Here is a 16,449-nt window from a genome sequence, read left to right as displayed (position 1 = left end):
CTCCGGACGACGAGGGCCGGGTGGTGCGCCACTTGCCCATCGGTGTGTGGCGTGCCCCTGCCGCTGCGTGATGGCGGCGCCTTCACGCCCCGTGCCGCTCCGCTCGCCGCGGCTTCGGCAGGTGCAGCGTGAACACCGTTTCGACGCCGGGGTCACTCGTGGCCGTGACGGTGCCGCCGTGGGCGGTGACGAGGTGGCGCACGATGGCCAGTCCCAGGCCGCTTCCGCCCGTCCGCCGGCTGCGTGACTTCTCCGCCCGCCAGAACCGGTCGAAGATGTGCGGGAGATCCTCCGGGGCGATACCGCTTCCGGTGTCGCGCACCGTGAGCAGGACGTGGTCGTCGGTCTGCCCGGCGGTGAGGGTGATCGTGCCGCCTGCGGACGTGTGGCGGAGGGCGTTGGACACCAAGTTGCCCATGATCTGGCGTATCCGGACCGGGTCGGCTTCCATCTGAACGCCGTCGGCCGCCTGATGGAGCAGGGCGATGCCCGACGCCTCGGCCTGTGCTCCGTGTGCCGCGGCGACGTGGGAGAGGAGTTCGCCGGCCGACAGGAGTTCGCGGTGCAGCTTCAGCGTGCCGGCGTCGGCTGCGGCGAGGTCCTGGAGGTCGTCGACGGCCCGGTTCCCGGATCGTCCTGGCGGTGACGGAGGGTCAGGGCCACGCTTCCGTGCGGCGCGGCGGTCGCGTCACCGTGCGGGACCGATTGGCAGGCGGGCTCTGCCACCCGTTGAGCACACGCGGTCCGGTGGCCCCGGCCCCTCGTCCCGGCACCACCGGACCGCGCGCTCAGCGGGCCAGGGACTCCGCGTCGCCCATGACGATCACGGGATGCCGTGCGGGATCCAGCGCGAGCAGCAACGCTTTCATATGGGCCTTCCGCAGGCTCACACAGTCGGACCACCGTGGTCCACGTGCAGCCAGATCCCGCCGCCCCTCTCCGCACCGAGGGGCCGGGTCCAATCCAGCGGTGAAGTGCCCGCCTCGCGGTTGTAGTTGATGGCGACGACATAGTCGAAGGAGCCGGCCAGCGGCTCACCCGCGAATCCGTTCCCGCCGATGGTGAAGGCGTTGGAGCGGCTGTACGGAAGCCGGGACCCCGGGTCCGGCAGAAGACCACCGGCATCGGTGAGGCGGAACACCCCGATCGGCGAGCGCAGATCGTTGAGATGGTGGTCGTCGGTCCAGCCCTGGAGAGCGTTGTGCGCCTGCCAGACGCTCCCGGCCTGCCACCCGGAGGCGGTGCGGTCGTACAACGCCACAGTCGACTCCGGGGAGTTGATGCCGTTCCCGGTGACGAGCACGACCTGCTCGCTCTCCTCGGGAATCGAAGCCGACGTCTGCGGCCCCACGCCGGGCAGTCCGGCGGACGCGGTTTCCTCGTGCAGCGAGGTCGAGGCAGCCGCACGTGCCGGAGCAGACACGACGGCCCGGGGTGAGTGGACCGGCGTGTTCGCTTCCTTCCCCCCGCCCGCGACGACGACCTGGTCCGTGACGCCCGGGCCACTGGCAGTGCCGCACCCCGACAGCACCGAAACGGCGGCCCCGCAGGCGATGGACAGACGTATGCGGAACACGGGTGAACGCATGGAGTACTCCGTACAGCGAGGACAGCGGAGCCACGGGCGGCCGATCGGCGTCACCCGCGGGCATGACCTCACCCTGGAGCACACTTTTGAGGATCTCGTCAGAGTCGGTGAGGAGCAGCACGCACACCGGACGGGGCCCTCGCCCGGCGGGGACGGACGTCGTCCACCTGCGGCGCAACCTCATCGCTCAGATCGTCGTCCTCGCAGGAGGGATCCAGCCTTCTTCTTCCGTCGGTATGCGCTGAGTGCCGCGTTTTCCCCCGGCTGGGCTCATGGTGTCACGCGTTGAACATGTCCGAAATGACAGTTACCAGGGCTGTTATTACGTTCATCTCAGGTCGGTCACCCGACCGACGTCCGTGAGACAGAGAGAAGTGACATGCCCACGCGTACCTTTGCTGTGGCCGCTGCCGGCGTAGGCGCGGCGGTCCTTGCAGCCACCGGTATCACCTACGCCGCGACCTCCGGATCCTCTCCGGCGTCCCCATCTGTCCACCAGCCGGCCGCAGCTGTCCACCGGGCTGCGCAGCCCGACCAACGAGCCGCCCAGCCCGACCAACGGGCCGCCCCTGCCGCGGCTCCCGAGAGCGGCGGGGGCGGAGAGAGGGGCGGCGGCGAAGAGAGGGGCGGGGGCCGCGACCGCGAGGGCGGCGGACGCGACTTCGGACGCAAGGAAGAGGGAAGGATCTACTTCAACGACCGTGTGTACTCCGCCGCCGCCGAGGGCTGCATCACCACGGCCAGCGGACTGGGCTCCAGCAGCTTCAACGTTTTCAATGACAGCCGGCGGACCATCGAGGTCTTCCGCGGCTTCACCTGTGACAACGGCGCCCCGGTCGCCACCGTGGGTCCCCACGGCGCCACCAACGGCGTGGTGACCCGTACCGTCCACGGGAGCCTGTTCGGTGACGATGGTGTCGTGGGCAGCTTCCTGGTGCTCGCCGACGACGACGAAGACTGGTGACAGCGTCGCCCGGAGCACAGGAAGGATCCCGGCCCGCCGTAATCGGGCCGACACTCCCCGAACCGCTCCGGGTCTGACACGAGGCTCCGAGCCGTCCCGGAGCCCGGCTTCTTCCCAGACACCGAAAAATGGCGCCTGACCTGGTCTTTCGACCGTCAGGCGCCTCTTGTTCGACCACACTCACGGCAGGGCCCGGTTTTGCGCGGCTTTCCAACGCGGCCGTGAAATGGGCGAGTTGCTCGCCATCAGGTGGCACAAGCACCGAAGGGAGCGGGCCCCGGCCGCCTCCCGAGAACCGGCTCGAAACAGCGGGGGCCGCAGGAATATTCCGACGCGGCGACTCCTCGGCGCGTGGTGCACCTCACGCCCGAACTAGTTCACCGTTCAACAAGTCGGGGTTAGGGTCTTCAGTGCCCAGTGAGGCAGATAAGCACTAATTTTCCCGTTCGCATCGTGGAGCGAGGAAAGAGAGGAAACACCATGGCAAGCAGGACTGTTCGTGGGGCTGTCATCGCGATCATCTCGACCGCCGTCGCGGCAGCCGGGCTTCTCGCCACCGGCGGCTCCGCCTCGGCTGCGACGTACCCGAGCAGCAGCCAGCCGGGTGTCGTCTCGGCCGTCCGCGTCTCCGACCACCACAAAAAGGACCGGCACAACCACCACGGCAGCCGCCACTGGACCAGGCACGACAAGCATGACGGCGACCGGGCGCGGATCGACGAAGGCCGTCAGCAGTGGGTTCTCGACCAGCTCCGCTGGGTCGACGGCCACGGACACACCTCCTGGGACGGCCTGAAGCACCACGACGCCTCACACCGCTGAGGAACCGCGGTTCCCAGGACCGCCACCGTTCGGGCTGCCGTACATCAGGGGGCAGGTAACGCGGCCCGAGCCACCCCGGCCCCTTGCGGGCCGGCGTCACAGAACCGCGGGGGCGGCATTCGGGGTCGCTCAAGGGACAGCGGCGGCCACAGGACCGAATGCCTCCCCCGCGCCCCCAGCGAAGGTTCGGCGGCCACCGCCGCCCCTTCCACCGACGAGACGCACACAAAGTCATGATCACTTGCGTAGACCACATGCTCGGCATGGAGCTCGTGACGCCCCAGGGCACACGGCTCCCCGTACCGACCCACCTGCTCTACAGGTCGCAGGACCCACTCGTGGTGGAGTTCCTCTTCCAGGGCCTCGCCCTGAGCCCCGTGTCCTGGGTCATCTCACGCGAGCTGCTTGCCCGAGGGATGCTGGCGGCCGGCGGAGAGGGCGACGTGAGGGTGTGGCCGACCGGAACCGGCCCGGAAGCCCTCCTGCACATTCTCCTGAAACCACCGGGCGGCTCGGCCCACCTCATCGCTCCGCTGCCGGCCCTCGCGCACTGGCTGTTCCGTACCTACGAGATGGTGCCGGCCACCCACGAGACTGAGGCACTGGACCTGGAAAGCCACCTCGACCGGCTTCTGAACGAGTCGCCCTGAAGGCGCCCGCCACGGGAACTCCCGCGACGCCTCATTTCCCGCGCGGGAGGGACGCCAGCCAGGCCGCCGTGCCGTCGGGGTGCCCGAAGCGGAGGGTGTCGAGAGAAGCGAAGCGGGGATCACGGACACGGCGCTCGATCTCCCGGCGGCGGGGCCCGTGTTGGGACCACGCCCACCAGGCCGGGTGTTCCCGGCTCAGCCAGTCCCTCCAGGTCTCCCTGTTGCCGCCGAACAGAACCTCGCGTGTGACGGTGCGCCGGAAGGACCGGCGCAGGACGCGGGGCATGATGACACGCTTGGGATAGTCCAGCCATATCACGGTGTCGGCGCGATCCCACAGCAGGTCACGGACTTCCGGATAGCCGAGAGAGTCGATGATCCAGCAAGGCTCCGCGGTGAGCCGCGAAACGTCCCCGGTCAGCTCGTCGTTGACGGCCCAGTCGGGACCGTTGAAGTACAGCGCGTCCATCTCGTGGTAGGGCAAACCCAGCCGACGGCTCAGGGCATGGGCGAGCGTGGATTTGCCCGCGCCGGTGACACCCACCACCAAGATCCGTTCCACGGGTGCACTTTATCCCTGCACCCGGCGAGGAACGTCCCGCATGTCCTGTGGCCGATACACGCCAAGGCGTATACCCGTGCCAGGGCGCGCACTGCCTGGTCCTCGCGGCCGGGGGCTACTTGGTGAGGTGCGACTCCAGGTCGCCGAGCACTTCCTCGGCTGCCGTCACGCCGAGGCCGAGGTACCAGGTCTCGTCCGGGACGTCGTAGGCGTGCCCCGCCTTGACGGCGCCGAGGTTCTTCCAGAGCGGGTTGCCCTGCGCCGTGGACTTGTCGGTCGCCTTCGCGTCGCCGTAGACGCCGGTGAAGATGTAGTCGGCGTCGGCCTGGTCGATGTTCTCGGCGCTGACTTCGGCGGCGAGGTCGTCGATGTCCTGGTTCTTCGGCCGGGGGATGCCGACGTCCTTGAGGATCGTGCCGATGAACGAGGCGTTGGCGTACAGGCGGATGACGCCGTCGGGCAGGTAACGGACCATCGAGACGGTCGGCTTGTCGGCACCGAGCTTCTCGCCGAGGGCCCCGGCCCGCTTCTCGTAGGCGGCGAGCTTCTGCTTCGCCTGCGCGGTCTTGTCGAGCGCGGCGGCGTTCAGCAGGTAGTTCTCCTTCCAGGTGAAGCCGGGACGGAGGGAGAAGACGGTCGGCGCGATCTGCGACAGCTCGTCGTACTTGTCGGCGGCGCGGAGTTGGCTGCCCAGGATGAGGTTGGGCTTGAGCGCGGCGATCGCCTCCAGGTTGAGGCTGTTGATCGTGCCGACGTTCTTCGGGCTGCCCGCGTCCTTCTTCAGGTACGTCGGGAGTTCGGGGGATCCCTCGGTGGGCGCGAGGCCGACCGGCTTGATGCCCAGGGAGACGACGTTGTCGAGTTCGCCGACGTCGAGGACCACCACGCGCTTGGGCTGGGCCTTCAACTCGGTCCTGCCCATGGCGTGGGTGATGGTGCGGGGCCACTCGCCGGGTGCCGCGTCGGTGCCCATGGCGGCGGTCTTCTTCGCCGCGTCCTTGAAGTCCTCCCCGCCCTGGGCGACGGACTTCTTGCCGCCCGCCCCGGCCTCGGCCGAGGACTTGCCGCCCGCGTCCTCGCCACCTGCGGAGGATCCACCGCAGGCCGTCAGGGCGAGCGCGGCGGCGAGAGTGAGGGCTGCGGCGGTGGTGCGGCGGCGTCCGGCGGACATGGGAAGGGCGCTCCCGTCGTGAGAGGGGTGGGGACACACGGGAACCGCCAGGGTCAAGACCCCGGCGAACCCGCAGAGTTTTAGGTAAGGCTTACCTTATGAGATGCCTGTGTGTCTGATACATCCAGAGCGTGTGCTTCCGATCACATGCCGCCTTGTCGGCTCATTTCCGAAGCGTCTCTTCGCAGGTCACCGGGCGCCATTACGCGCCGCCGGGACGGCCGCTCCGCCCTTCGTGTCCTCGCCCGCGCTCGCGCCGTCCGCCGACCGCGGAGGGCCGGGCACCACCATGGGCCCGCCCGTGACCGGGTCCGGCACGACGACCGACGTGAGCCCGAACACCTCCTGGACCAGCTCGGCGGTGACGATGTCGCCGGGCGGCCCCTGCGCGACGATCCTCCCCGCCCGCATGGCGATCAGATGGTCGGCGTAGCGCGCGGCCTGGTTCAGATCGTGCAGCACCGCCACCACCGTCCGGCCGCGTTCCCGGTTGAGCCGGCGCACCAGGTCCAGGACCTCCACCTGATGGGCGATGTCCAGGTACGTCGTCGGCTCGTCGAGCAGCAGCAGATCGGTGTCCTGGGCAAGTGCCATGGCGATCCACACCCGTTGGCGCTGCCCGCCCGACAGTTCGTCGACCGGACGCTCGGCGAGATCGGCGGTCCCGGTGCGTTCCATGGCCTGCGAGACGGACGCCTCGTCCGTCTCGGACCACTGCTGCCACCACTTCTGGTGCGGCTGGCGCCCGCGCGCGATCAGGTCCCCGACCGTGATCCCCTCCGGCGGCACCGGGGTCTGCGGCAGCAACCCGATCACCTGGGCGATCCGCTTGGTGGGCAGGCGGGCCAGTTCGGTGCCGTCCAGCAGGACGGCCCCGCGCCGCGGCTTCAGCAGGCGGCCCAGGGCACGCAACAGGGTGGACTTGCCGCAGGCGTTGGGGCCCACGATGACGGTGACCCTGCCGTCCGGGACGTCCAGGTCCAGCTCCTCGACAACCGCACGGTCCTCGTAGGCGAGGGTGAGCCCCCGCGCGGCGAGACGGGAAGTCCCGGGGGCGGTGGGATGGTTGCCGGTCACGCGGTTCCTCCGGAACGGCTGCTACGGGTACGGACGATCAGCCACATCAGATAGGGGGCGCCCACCAGGGCGGTGAACACGCCGACCGGAAGCTCCAGCGGCGAGAAGAGCCTGCGGGCCAGCAGATCCCCGACGACCACGATCAGCGCGCCCGTCAACGCGGAGCACACCAGCGGAATGTGCGGGGCACGGGTGAGCCGGCGGGCGATCTGGGGAGCGAGCAGGGCCACGAAGTCGACAGGCCCCGCCGCCCCGGTCGCGACGGACGCCAGCACGACACCGAGGACGCTGAGCCCGACCCGGACGCGGCCGAGCCGGACACCGAGGGCGACGGCCGTGTCGTCGTCGAAGGCCGAGCCGCGCTGCGCGCGGGCCGCCCACAGTAGGAAAGGCACCAGCAGCACCAGGACCGTGGCGAGTGGTGCCGCCTGGTCGTAACCGCGGCCGTTGAGCGATCCGGTGAGCCAGATCCTGGCCTGCTGGGCGACCAGATAGTCACCCTTGGTCACCCACAGTCTGGTCAGCGAACCGAGCGCCACCGAGATGCCGATGCCGATCAGGACGAAGCGGGAGGCGGCCAGCCCGCCCCGCCAGGCGAACAGGTAGACGAGCAGCGCGGCGAGCAGACCGCCCGCCACGGACACGTACGGCAGAACGGTGTACGAGGTGAGCCCGAACGTCATCGCGGCGACCGTCGCCGCACCCGCGCCGTGCGTCACGCCGATGACGTCCGGACTGGCGAGCGGGTTGCGGGCCATGGTCTGGATCAGCGCGCCGGACAGGCCGAAGGCGATGCCCACCAGCAGCCCGGTCACCAGGCGCGGCAACCGCAGTGTGCCGACCACCAGCCGGTCGGGGCTGGGCAGTCCCAGCAGGACGCGGACCACCTCGCTCGGCGCGACGAACGACTCGCCGACGCACAGCGACGTCACCACGACACCCGCGAGCAGCACGGCGAGGACGGCACCCACCACCAGGACCCTGCGGTGCACCAGGAAACTGCCCCGCCCGGCCCGCAGCACGGCGTGTCCGGCGGGCCGGCCGGGCGGACGCCCGCCGCCGTTGCCGCCGTTGCCGCCGTTGCCGCCGGCGGCATCGTGTCCGCCGTGCCCCGCGTGCTCCGTCCGCTTCAGGTGCACCGCGCGCTCCCCATGACCCAGCCGCGTCATGCCGCCACCGCCTTCCGCCGGACCAGCACGATCAGGAACGGCACACCGGCCAGCGCGGTCATCACGGCCACGGGCACCTCCGCGGGCCGCACCACGACCCGTCCGAGCACGTCCGCCAGCAGCAGCATCACCGGCCCGAGCAGCGCGGCCACCGGCAGCAGCCAGCGGTGGCCCGGTCCGACGAGGGCCCGGGCCATGTGCGGCACGGCGAGGCCGATGAAGGCGATGGGACCGGCCGCCGCGACCGCGGCGCCGGTCAGAACGGTCGCGCCCAGGGCACCGGTTGCTCGCAGCAGCGCGACGTTGCGGCCAAGCCCCCGGGCGATGTCGTCGCCGAGCGCGAGCGCGTCGAGGCCGCGCGCCATGGCCAGCACCAGCAGCAGGCCGGCGAGGAGGAACGGCCAGACCTGACCGGCGATCGTGGCGTCCCGGCCGCTGATCGAACCGACGTCCCAGAACCGGAACTCGTCCAGGGCGCGTGCGTTGGTGGTCAGGACGGCCGAGATCAGCGAGGCGAGGAACGCGTTCATCGCGGCGCCCGCCAGCGCCAGCTTGACCGGGGACGCGCCGCCTCGTCCGCTGCTGGCGACGGCGTAGATCAGGACCGCCGCGACTCCCGCGCCCACGAACGCGTACCAGACGTACCCGGTCAGGCTGTGCACCCCGAGGAAGGCGATGGCGCAGACGACGCCCATCGACGCACCCTGGCTGATGCCCAGGATGCCGGGCTCCGCGATGGGGTTCCGGGTGATGCCCTGAAGAACCGTTCCGGCAACGGCGAGCGCGGCCCCGACCATCACCCCGATGACCGTGCGCGGCACTCGCAACGACCGTACGACCTGCGCGTCGGCGCCGGTCCCGCCGTGCAGCAGGGCGTCCCAGACCACCGAGGGCGCCACCGGGCGACTGCCCACCGCGAGACTGAGCAGCACCGCCAGCAACAACAGGAGAAGAGTGGTGACCAGCCACCCGAGGCGGCGTCTTGCGACTCCTGACATGAACCCTTCCCGTATCGCTTAGCTTAGGCTCGCCTAAGCGTACGTGGTTACCCAAACGCGCCCTCGCCCACGTCGGGCACGCGGAGGCGGGACCGGCAGGACGCCTCACTCGACTCCCACACAGGAGCGGCACAGAAATGGCATGAACCGTTCATCGACCGGCCATGCGAGACGCGTTGGGCCGACAAGATCCGGCCATTGAATCTCATCGCGCGGACCGACCGGTCATCGCGAGATTCGTTTCCACAGTGGGGGGACCACACGTGGTGGCCACGCACCATGGGCTCGGCGGACGAGATGCGGACGGACCCGGCCCGAGCACAACGGAGTCCGAGGCATCGGTTTCCGGCAGATCGGGGTCCGACAGACCTGACTCCGACAGACCCGACTCCGACAGAGGGCAGTCCGACACAGGGCAGTCCGACAGATCGGACTCCGACAGACCGGAGCCCTGCAGCGGGCAGTTCGGCAGCCCGGAGTCGGGTGAACCGGCGCCCCGGCGGCCCCGTGCCGCGCGCGGGTTCGGAGACCGGGTCTTCCGCTTCCAGCTGACGGCCACCGGAGTCGTCGTCCTCGCCATCATGGCGGCGGTCGGCCTGTTCCTCCTGCTGAGGGCCGGACAGGCGCTGCGCGTGGCCAAGTTCTCGTTCCTCACCACGGCCGCGTGGCAGCCGGACGCCCACAACTTCGGCATCGCGGCCGTGCTCACCGGAACCCTGCTGATCGCCGCCGTCGCGGTGACCATCTCCGTTCCTCTGGCCATCGCGACGGCCCTGTTCATCTCGGATGTGGCGCCGCGGAAGCTGCGCCGCTCCCTGGTCACCATGGTCGACCTGATGGCCGCCGTGCCGTCGGTGGTGTACGGGCTGTGGGGGCTGTTCCTCCTCCAGCAGAACGTCATCGGGCTGTCGCGCTGGCTGTCCGACTGGTTCGGCTGGATCCCCCTCTTCAAGGTGGACGGCACCCAGCCGGGCGACCCGCTCGCCTCCGCCAGCGTCTACACCGCGTCCACCTTCGTCGCCAGCATCGTCGTCGCCCTGATGGTCGCACCGATCCAGTGCTCGGTGATGCGCGAGGTCTTCACCCAGGCGCCGGCCGGTGAACGCGAGGGCGCCTACGCGCTCGGCGCCACCCGCTGGGGGATGATCCGTGCGGTCGTCCTGCCCTACGGCAAGGGCGGCATCATCGGTGGGACGATGCTCGGGCTGGGCCGGGCGCTCGGCGAGACGATCGCGGTGTACATGATCATCTCCCCGGTCTTCGTCATCCAGCCGCACATCCTGCAGACCGGCTCGAACTCGGTCTCCGCGCTGATCGCGCTGCACTACGGCGACGCCTCCCCCTTCGGTATGTCGGCGCTGATGGCGGCGGGCCTGGCGCTGTTCGTGCTCACCCTGGCGGTCAACTTCACCGCCTCCACCATCGCGGCCCGCTCCCGTTCCGGCGCACAGAGCGAGGCATGAGATGACCGTCGTCCAGGACACCGCCCACAACATCGCCGAGAACCCGGCACCCGTCGGCGCTCCCGCGCCCGACGAACTCCCCGACGAGCCCCGCCGGATCGGCGGCCCGACCCGCTCGGGTGTGCTGGCCCTGTGCGGCTCCGCCCTCTCCGGGCTCTGCGCCGCCGTGTTGCTGTTCGGGCAACTCGCCCCGTTCTCCGGCCGCCTGGGGTTCGCGGTCACCGCCTACCTCGCCTTCCTCGCCTGCTATGCGGTGCTGACCGGGCTGGAGGAGGACGGACAGGCCGTACGCGACCGCGTGATGACCGTGGTGCTGTGGACAGCGGCCACGCTGCTGTTCTTCGCGCTCGCCCTCGTCGTCGGTTTCACCGCCTGGCGCGGGCACGAGGCGCTGGGGCACCTCAACTTCCTCACCGAGGACATGCAGTCCGCGGGCTCGCTCGACCCGCTCACCATCGGTGGTATCGCCCATGCGATGCTCGGCACCCTCTTCATGATCACCATCGCCCTGGCGATCACCGTGCCGCTGGGCCTGGCCTGTGCGGTCTACCTCAACCAGGTTCCAGGCCGCTTCTCCCGGTTCGTACGGACCATCGTGGAAGCGATGACGGCGCTGCCGTCGATCGTGGCCGGCCTGATGGTGTACGCCATCTGGATCCTCAGCCTCGGCATGGAGAAGTCCGGCCTCGCGGCGGCCTTCGCGATCAGCGTGATGATGCTGCCGATCGTGATCCGCGCGGCGGACGTCGTGCTGCGGCTGGTGCCCGGCACGCTGACCGAGGCGGCCGAGGCGCTGGGCGCTCCGCGCTGGCGCACCGTCTGGCACGTGGTCCTGCCGACCTCGCGCTCCGGCCTCGCCACCGCGGTAATCCTCGGCACGGCCCGCGGTGTCGGTGAGACCTCGCCCGTACTGCTCACCGCCGGCTACAACGCGGCGTTCAACGCCGACCCGCTGCACGGCCCGATGGTCTCGCTGCCGCTCGCCGCCTTCACCTTCGTCAAGCGGCCCGACCCCGCGATGATCGCCCGCGGTTTCGGCGCGGCGGCTGTCCTGATGGCCCTGGTCCTCGTGCTCTTCGCCATCGCCCGGGTGATCGGCGGACGCGGTCCCGGCCAGCTCACCCGCCGCCAGGCCCGCCGCACGGCCCGCGCCTCCCGCCGTGACGTCGACCGCTTCGCCGAACTGCACGCCCCGGCGCTCTCGCTGTTCGACGGCGTCCCGCAGACCACCGACCTGTCCACCACGACTTCCAGGCCCACCACCGAGGACCTGGGACACAAGCCCGGAGAAACCGACTGATGCGCAGTCACCTGCACCTTCGTCCGCGCCGCCTGCGCGCGCCGGCGATCCTGGGCGCGCTGCTCGCCATGATCGCCGGGCTGCTGGCCGGCCCGCTCGCGGCGACCGCCGCCGCCGAGAGCTACACCCCGATCGCCGGAGCCGGCTCCACCTGGGCCGAGAACGCCGTCGACGAATGGCGCCGCGCCGTCAACCAGTACGGCATGCGGATCAGCTACGCCGGCACCGGATCCTCCGACGGCCGCCGCCAGTTCCTCAGCGGCACGGTGGACTTCGCGGTCTCGGACATCCCGTTCCAGACCAACCCGACCGACGGCTCCGCCGCCGAACGGCCGGCCGGCGGATCGTACGCCTACATGCCGATCGTGGCCGGCGGCACCGTCTTCATGTACCACCTGACGGTCAACGGCCAGCGGGTCACCAACCTCCGGCTCTCCGGTGACGTGGTCACCAAGATATTCACCGGCGCCATCAAGTCCTGGGACGACCCGGCGATCAAGGCCGACAACCCCGGCCTTCAGCTGCCGCACCGCCCTGTCGTCCCGGTGGTCCGCTCGGACGGTTCCGGCTCGACGGCCCAGTTCACGCTCTGGATGGCCAACCAGCACAAGGCCCAGTGGCAGGACTACTGCCGCAAGGTCGGACGCTCCAGCGCGTGCGGGCAGACCTCGTACTACCCGACCGTACCCGGCATGATCGCCCAGTCCGGTGACCTCGGTGTCGCCGCCTACGTGGCCCAGAGCTACGGCGAGGGCGCGATCGGCTACGTCAACTACTCGTACGCGCTCAACGCGCACTACCCGGTCGCCAAGGTCCTCAACCACGCCGGCTACTACACCGAGCCGACCCCGCAGAACGTCGCGGTCTCGCTGCTCCAGGCGAGGATCAACACGAACAAGAGCTCGCCGGACTACCTCACCCAGCAACTCGACGGCGTCTACAACGACCGGGACAAGCGCAACTACCCGCTCTCCAGCTACTCGTACATGATCCTGCCGCTGAAGGTGCAGGGCACGTTCACCAAGGAGAAGGGCAAGACGCTCGGCGCGTTCTCCTACTACTTCATGTGCCAGGGCCAGCAGCAGGCACCCCAACTGGGGTACTCGCCACTGCCGATCAACCTCGTCAAGGCGGGCTTCGACCAGATCCGCCGGATCCCCGGCGTGCAGACCCAGAACATCAACATCAAGGGCTGCAACAACCCGACCTTCACGGCCGACGGCCACAACAAGCTCGCCGAGACCGCGCCCTACCCGGCGGAGTGCGACAAGAAGGGGGCCTCGGCCTGCACCACGGGCAGCGGCGGCGCCAAGTCCAGCGGCGGCTCCGGAACTTCCGGTGGCGCCTCGGGCGGATCCACCAGCGGCGGTACGAACGGCGGCTCCACCGGCGGCAGTTCCACCGGCGGCGGCGCGACCGGCGGTTCCACCGGGGGCGGTTCGGCGACCGGCGGCACGAACGGCGGCGGCTCGGGAGGCACGGGCGGCACCGGTGGCGCCGGCGGCACGGGCGGCGCCGGGCCGGACGGCACCGGACAGCCGTCCGTCGACCCCGACACCGGGCAGACCCTCGCGCCGGGCGGCGCGGCGGGCGGCGGAGCCACGGTCGCCGACGGCACCATCGCCCTGGCCCAGCCGGTCACGGTCGCCGGGCGCCACGGCTGGACCGGCACCCAGACCCTGATGCTGATCACCGCCCTGCTGCTGCTCGGGCTCGTCCTGCTGCCCTCCGTCGTCTCCCGGGCGATCGCCGCCCGCAACGGCGGCCGCGGCGGCCACGACCGGTTCACGGACGGGGGTTCGCGATGAGCCGCGACACACGAGGCAGGACCGCGCGCGTGCGCGGGCTGCTCCTGCGGCTGGTGGCCGGGGCCGCCGCCGGCGCCCTCGCGGGCCTCGGCGTGGCCCAGGCCGCCCAGCCCGCGACCGCCGCGAACGGTACGGCCGGCACCGGCTCCGCCGTCACGGTCTCCGGCCGCGGCGAGTTCAAGGACATGAAGTTCACGGTCGACCAGACCACCCACCTGACCAGCCAGGCGATCACCGTCTCCTGGACCGGCGGCACCCCCACCACGTTCGCGGGCACCCTGTTCAACACCGACTTCGTGCAGATCATGCAGTGCTGGGGCGACGACGACGGCACGGTCCCGGGCAACCCCGGCCCGCCGCGCACCCAGTGCCAGTACGGCGCCTCTCCGACCACCGGCCGGGGCAGCTGGCCCGGCAACGAACGCGACGACACGCGCAACGTCACCTACAACGCCACCCCCACCAGCTACGGCGAGGACGACCGGTACGGCGCGGGCGGCGCCTTCGGCCAGGGCGAGGTGCCCTTCAAGTCGGTCGACGGCACGATGGTCACGGCCAACACCCAGAACAACCCGTTCTACAACCGCAACACCACCAACGAGGTCGACTTCGCCCGCACCGGTGCCGACGGCACCGGCCGCGAGTACTTCGAGGTGCAGACCGCCAACGAGGCACCCCACCTGGGGTGCGGTACCCAGGCCGGAAAGAAGGGTGCCGCCCAGCCGCGCTCCTGCTGGCTGGTGATCGTCCCGCAGGGTCACCTCGACCTCGACGGCGAGCCGTACGCCGACAAGAGCATCGTCAACGCGGGCTCGCCGGTCTCCTCCACCAACTGGAAGAACCGCATCGCCGTCCCGCTCCGCTTCAACCCGGTCGGCAGCGGCTGCGCCCTCGGCTCCGACGAGCGGCCCACCATGGGCAGCGAGCTCGTCGCCGACGCCATGACCAGCTGGCAGACGGCCCTGTGCCCGACCGGCACGGTCTACGGCTACACCAAGCTCGGTGAGCCCGACGCCCGCACCCGGCTCGCCAACACCGGCTCCGCCGGACTCGCCTTCACCACCCGGGCCCTGGGCACCGACGAGGGCACCACCGCGCCGTCCGGCCCCACGGCGTACGCCCCCGTCGCGCTCTCCGGAGCCGTGATCGGCTTCACCATCGAACGCAGGCCCAAGGCAGGGGCCCCGGACGACATCCAGAGGCTCGCCGGGACGAAGGTCGAATCCATCGACCTCACACCCCGCCTGGTCGCCAAGCTGCTGACCGAGTCGTACCGCAACTCCCCCTGGGGAGCGGTGCTCGGCGACCAGGTCGCCAAGGGCTACGACTGGGCGAGGAACAACCCGGCGGGCCTCGCGAGCGACCCCGAGTTCATCGCCCTCAACCCGGAGTTCGCGCATCTGTCGGTCTCCGAGACCCCGGCCACCGACACCGACCTGATCACCTCGCTCGGCCACTCGGACACGGCCCGCGCGCTGTGGCAGTGGATCCTGTCCGACAAGGACGCCCGCGGCTTCCTCGCGGGGACGACCGACGACTGGGGCATGCGCGTCAACCCGTACTACAGCACCGACACGCACCTGAACCCGACGGGCGTGCCCTACGACCCGGCCCGCACCGACGACTACCCCAAGAGCGACCCCTGGTGCACGATCCCGCCGGGCACCGGCGCCACCGACAAGCAGTGCATGACCGACTTCCACCCGTACGTGCCCGACATGCACGCCGGCGCCCTGCACACCCGACGCGCCGACACCCTGTGGAAGGCGACCTGGGACGCGCTGGCCAACCCGCCGGGGTACAAGAGCACCGGCCCGCAGACCGTCGGATCGCGGTTCGTGATCGCGGTCACCGACACGGCCTCCGCCGAGCGCTACGGGCTGCAGACCGCCCGGCTGCGCAACGCCGCCGGCCGCTTCACCGCGCCCACCACGGCATCCCTGACCGCCGCCGCCACGAGCGCCGCCGGCAAGGGGGCGCCGGAGATCAGCCCGGGCCGGGCCACCGCCGAGGGCGCCTACCCGCTCGCCCAGCTGATCTACGGTGCCGCGCGGCCGGGCGAGCTGGACGCCACCGCCCGCAAGGACTACGCGGCGCTGCTGCGGTACGCGGTGGGCGACGGACAGGTCAGCGGCGCCGACCCGGGCCGGCTCCCGGCCGGTTACGCCCCGCTCTCCAAGGACCTGCGCACCCGCGCACTGCACGCCGCCGACACGCTCGAGCACTACACCGGGCCCTCGTCCCACGACGGCGGCACGGGAAGCGGCTCGACCGGAGGCAGCGTGGGCTCCGGCTCCGGCGGCTCCGACGCGGGTGGCTCCGACGCGGGCGGTGCCTCGGGCGCCGGGGGCGCGTCGGGCGGCGACGCGGCCGGGGGCGGCTCCGGCGGGGCCAGCCCGGACGGCGGGGACGCGAGCCCCACGCCCAGCGGCGCGCCCTCCTTCGACGGCGGCAAGGCCGTCCAGACCACGGCCTTCGGCACCACGCCTGCCGACCCCGCGAACGCGCTGCGCTACGCCGTCCCGGTCGGTGCCGGGCTCGGCGCCGCCGCGGCGGCGGGCGCGCCCTTCGCGGGCGGCAGCCGACTGCGCCTCCCGCTGCGGGTGCCGCTCCCCGGCGGCCGCACGGTGACCGTCATACCGGCGTTCACCCTGCACGAACGGCTGCGGAGGCTGCTGCCGCCCGGCCGGGGCTGACCCTCCGACCGGAGCCGGGCCTTCCGGGGCCCGGCTCCCCACAGACGGCCGTCCGCCCCGAAAGGCAGTCGGGGCGGACGGTCTGTACCACCCTGCCAGATTCTCGGCGTGCTCTCGGCCGGCTCGACGCAGGGGACCCCCACGGCACCTCCCCCACACCCACCGCACAGCACATCCACGC

The 16,449-nt window shown here is 71.1% G+C and carries 14 protein-coding genes and 1 pseudogene; 8 read left to right on the top strand and 7 right to left on the bottom strand.

Annotation, left to right across the window (positions count from 1 at the left end; translation table 11 throughout):
- Window positions 1-82: 82 nt before the first annotated feature.
- Window positions 83-451, bottom strand: a complete 369-nt coding sequence (locus TNCT6_RS27715; protein ID WP_373996208.1) for a sensor histidine kinase — start codon at window positions 449-451, stop codon at window positions 83-85.
- A 21-nt stretch (window positions 452-472) separates the two neighbouring features.
- On the opposite strand from TNCT6_RS27715, the gene TNCT6_RS42115 reads away from it, so the two are divergent.
- The gene (locus TNCT6_RS42115; protein ID WP_373996207.1) at window positions 473-646 is read left to right on the top strand and encodes a hypothetical protein; all 174 of its coding nucleotides are present in this window, start codon (window positions 473-475) and stop codon (window positions 644-646) included.
- Window positions 647-788: 142 nt separating this feature from the next.
- Here TNCT6_RS42115 and TNCT6_RS27710 read toward each other — a convergent pair.
- Window positions 789-1,588 (bottom strand): annotated as a pseudogene (locus tag TNCT6_RS27710) (hypothetical protein).
- A gap of 703 nt (window positions 1,589-2,291) precedes the next feature.
- Here TNCT6_RS27710 and TNCT6_RS41090 point away from each other — a divergent pair.
- The 3 genes from TNCT6_RS41090 to TNCT6_RS27695 all read left to right on the top strand — a co-directional run bounded on the left by TNCT6_RS41090 (window position 2,292) and on the right by TNCT6_RS27695 (window position 4,024).
- Window positions 2,292-2,552: a hypothetical protein gene (locus tag TNCT6_RS41090; protein ID WP_253266233.1), complete on the top strand. Its 261-nt coding sequence runs from the start codon at window positions 2,292-2,294 to the stop codon at window positions 2,550-2,552.
- A gap of 480 nt (window positions 2,553-3,032) precedes the next feature.
- Window positions 3,033-3,374 (top strand): hypothetical protein, encoded by a 342-nt coding sequence (locus TNCT6_RS27700; RefSeq protein ID WP_141363276.1) that lies wholly within the window; start codon window positions 3,033-3,035, stop codon window positions 3,372-3,374.
- Between the two features lie 233 nt (window positions 3,375-3,607).
- Window positions 3,608-4,024, top strand: coding sequence for an SsgA family sporulation/cell division regulator (locus tag TNCT6_RS27695; protein WP_216372799.1), 417 nt, complete (start codon window positions 3,608-3,610; stop codon window positions 4,022-4,024).
- Window positions 4,025-4,055: 31 nt separating this feature from the next.
- On the opposite strand, the gene TNCT6_RS27690 is transcribed toward TNCT6_RS27695, so the two are convergent.
- From TNCT6_RS27690 to TNCT6_RS27670, 5 genes are all read right to left on the bottom strand, one after another.
- A complete protein-coding gene (locus TNCT6_RS27690) occupies window positions 4,056-4,586 on the bottom strand; it encodes an adenylate kinase (protein WP_141363272.1) in 531 nt (176 codons plus the stop codon).
- 115 nt (window positions 4,587-4,701) lie between these two features.
- Entirely contained in the window at window positions 4,702-5,757 is a 1,056-nt protein-coding gene (locus TNCT6_RS27685; protein ID WP_141363270.1) for an ABC transporter substrate-binding protein, read from the bottom strand.
- Window positions 5,758-5,946: 189 nt separating this feature from the next.
- Window positions 5,947-6,834 (bottom strand): ABC transporter ATP-binding protein, encoded by an 888-nt coding sequence (locus TNCT6_RS27680; RefSeq protein WP_141363268.1) that lies wholly within the window; start codon window positions 6,832-6,834, stop codon window positions 5,947-5,949.
- Window positions 6,831-8,003 (bottom strand): iron chelate uptake ABC transporter family permease subunit, encoded by a 1,173-nt coding sequence (locus TNCT6_RS27675; protein ID WP_141363266.1) that lies wholly within the window; start codon window positions 8,001-8,003, stop codon window positions 6,831-6,833. Before TNCT6_RS27675 ends, TNCT6_RS27680 begins: the two co-directional genes overlap by 4 nt.
- Window positions 8,000-9,001, bottom strand: coding sequence for an iron ABC transporter permease (locus TNCT6_RS27670; RefSeq protein WP_141363264.1), 1,002 nt, complete (start codon window positions 8,999-9,001; stop codon window positions 8,000-8,002). Before TNCT6_RS27670 ends, TNCT6_RS27675 begins: the two co-directional genes overlap by 4 nt.
- A 164-nt stretch (window positions 9,002-9,165) precedes the next feature.
- Here TNCT6_RS27670 and pstC point away from each other — a divergent pair, with 164 nt between their 5' ends.
- Genes pstC through TNCT6_RS27650 form a run of 4 tightly spaced genes read left to right on the top strand, consistent with a single transcriptional unit; the run spans window position 9,166 to window position 16,268 of the window.
- Window positions 9,166-10,464, top strand: coding sequence for a phosphate ABC transporter permease subunit PstC (pstC, locus tag TNCT6_RS27665; RefSeq protein ID WP_301184402.1), 1,299 nt, complete (start codon window positions 9,166-9,168; stop codon window positions 10,462-10,464).
- Between the two features lies 1 nt (window position 10,465).
- Complete coding sequence (gene pstA, locus TNCT6_RS27660; protein WP_141363262.1) at window positions 10,466-11,764, top strand: phosphate ABC transporter permease PstA; 1,299 nt, start codon at window positions 10,466-10,468, stop codon at window positions 11,762-11,764.
- On the top strand, window positions 11,764-13,572 hold the full coding sequence (pstS, locus tag TNCT6_RS27655; RefSeq protein WP_141363260.1) for a phosphate ABC transporter substrate-binding protein PstS: 1,809 nt from the start codon (window positions 11,764-11,766) through the stop codon (window positions 13,570-13,572). Before pstA ends, pstS begins: the two co-directional genes overlap by 1 nt.
- Before the next feature lie 29 nt (window positions 13,573-13,601).
- Window positions 13,602-16,268 (top strand): hypothetical protein, encoded by a 2,667-nt coding sequence (locus TNCT6_RS27650; RefSeq protein WP_216372798.1) that lies wholly within the window; start codon window positions 13,602-13,604, stop codon window positions 16,266-16,268.
- Window positions 16,269-16,449 lie beyond the last annotated feature (181 nt).

The organism is Streptomyces sp. 6-11-2 (genome assembly GCF_006540305.1).
Taxonomy (GTDB): Bacteria; Actinomycetota; Actinomycetes; order Streptomycetales; family Streptomycetaceae; genus Streptomyces.
This window is presented reverse-complemented; position numbering and strand designations above follow the sequence as displayed.

Coding starts and splice junctions, on each gene's coding strand:
- TNCT6_RS42115 (WP_373996207.1), top strand. CDS start 473: ATGGAGCAGGGCGATGCCCGACGCCTCGGCCTGTGCTCCGTGTGCCGC.
- pstS (WP_141363260.1), top strand. CDS start 11,764: ATGCGCAGTCACCTGCACCTTCGTCCGCGCCGCCTGCGCGCGCCGGCG.
- TNCT6_RS27675 (WP_141363266.1), bottom strand. CDS start 8,003: ATGACGCGGCTGGGTCATGGGGAGCGCGCGGTGCACCTGAAGCGGACG.
- TNCT6_RS27670 (WP_141363264.1), bottom strand. CDS start 9,001: ATGTCAGGAGTCGCAAGACGCCGCCTCGGGTGGCTGGTCACCACTCTT.
- pstA (WP_141363262.1), top strand. CDS start 10,466: ATGACCGTCGTCCAGGACACCGCCCACAACATCGCCGAGAACCCGGCA.
- TNCT6_RS27715 (WP_373996208.1), bottom strand. CDS start 451: ATGGAAGCCGACCCGGTCCGGATACGCCAGATCATGGGCAACTTGGTG.
- TNCT6_RS27700 (WP_141363276.1), top strand. CDS start 3,033: ATGGCAAGCAGGACTGTTCGTGGGGCTGTCATCGCGATCATCTCGACC.
- TNCT6_RS27685 (WP_141363270.1), bottom strand. CDS start 5,757: ATGTCCGCCGGACGCCGCCGCACCACCGCCGCAGCCCTCACTCTCGCC.
- TNCT6_RS27695 (WP_216372799.1), top strand. CDS start 3,608: ATGATCACTTGCGTAGACCACATGCTCGGCATGGAGCTCGTGACGCCC.
- pstC (WP_301184402.1), top strand. CDS start 9,166: ATGCGAGACGCGTTGGGCCGACAAGATCCGGCCATTGAATCTCATCGC.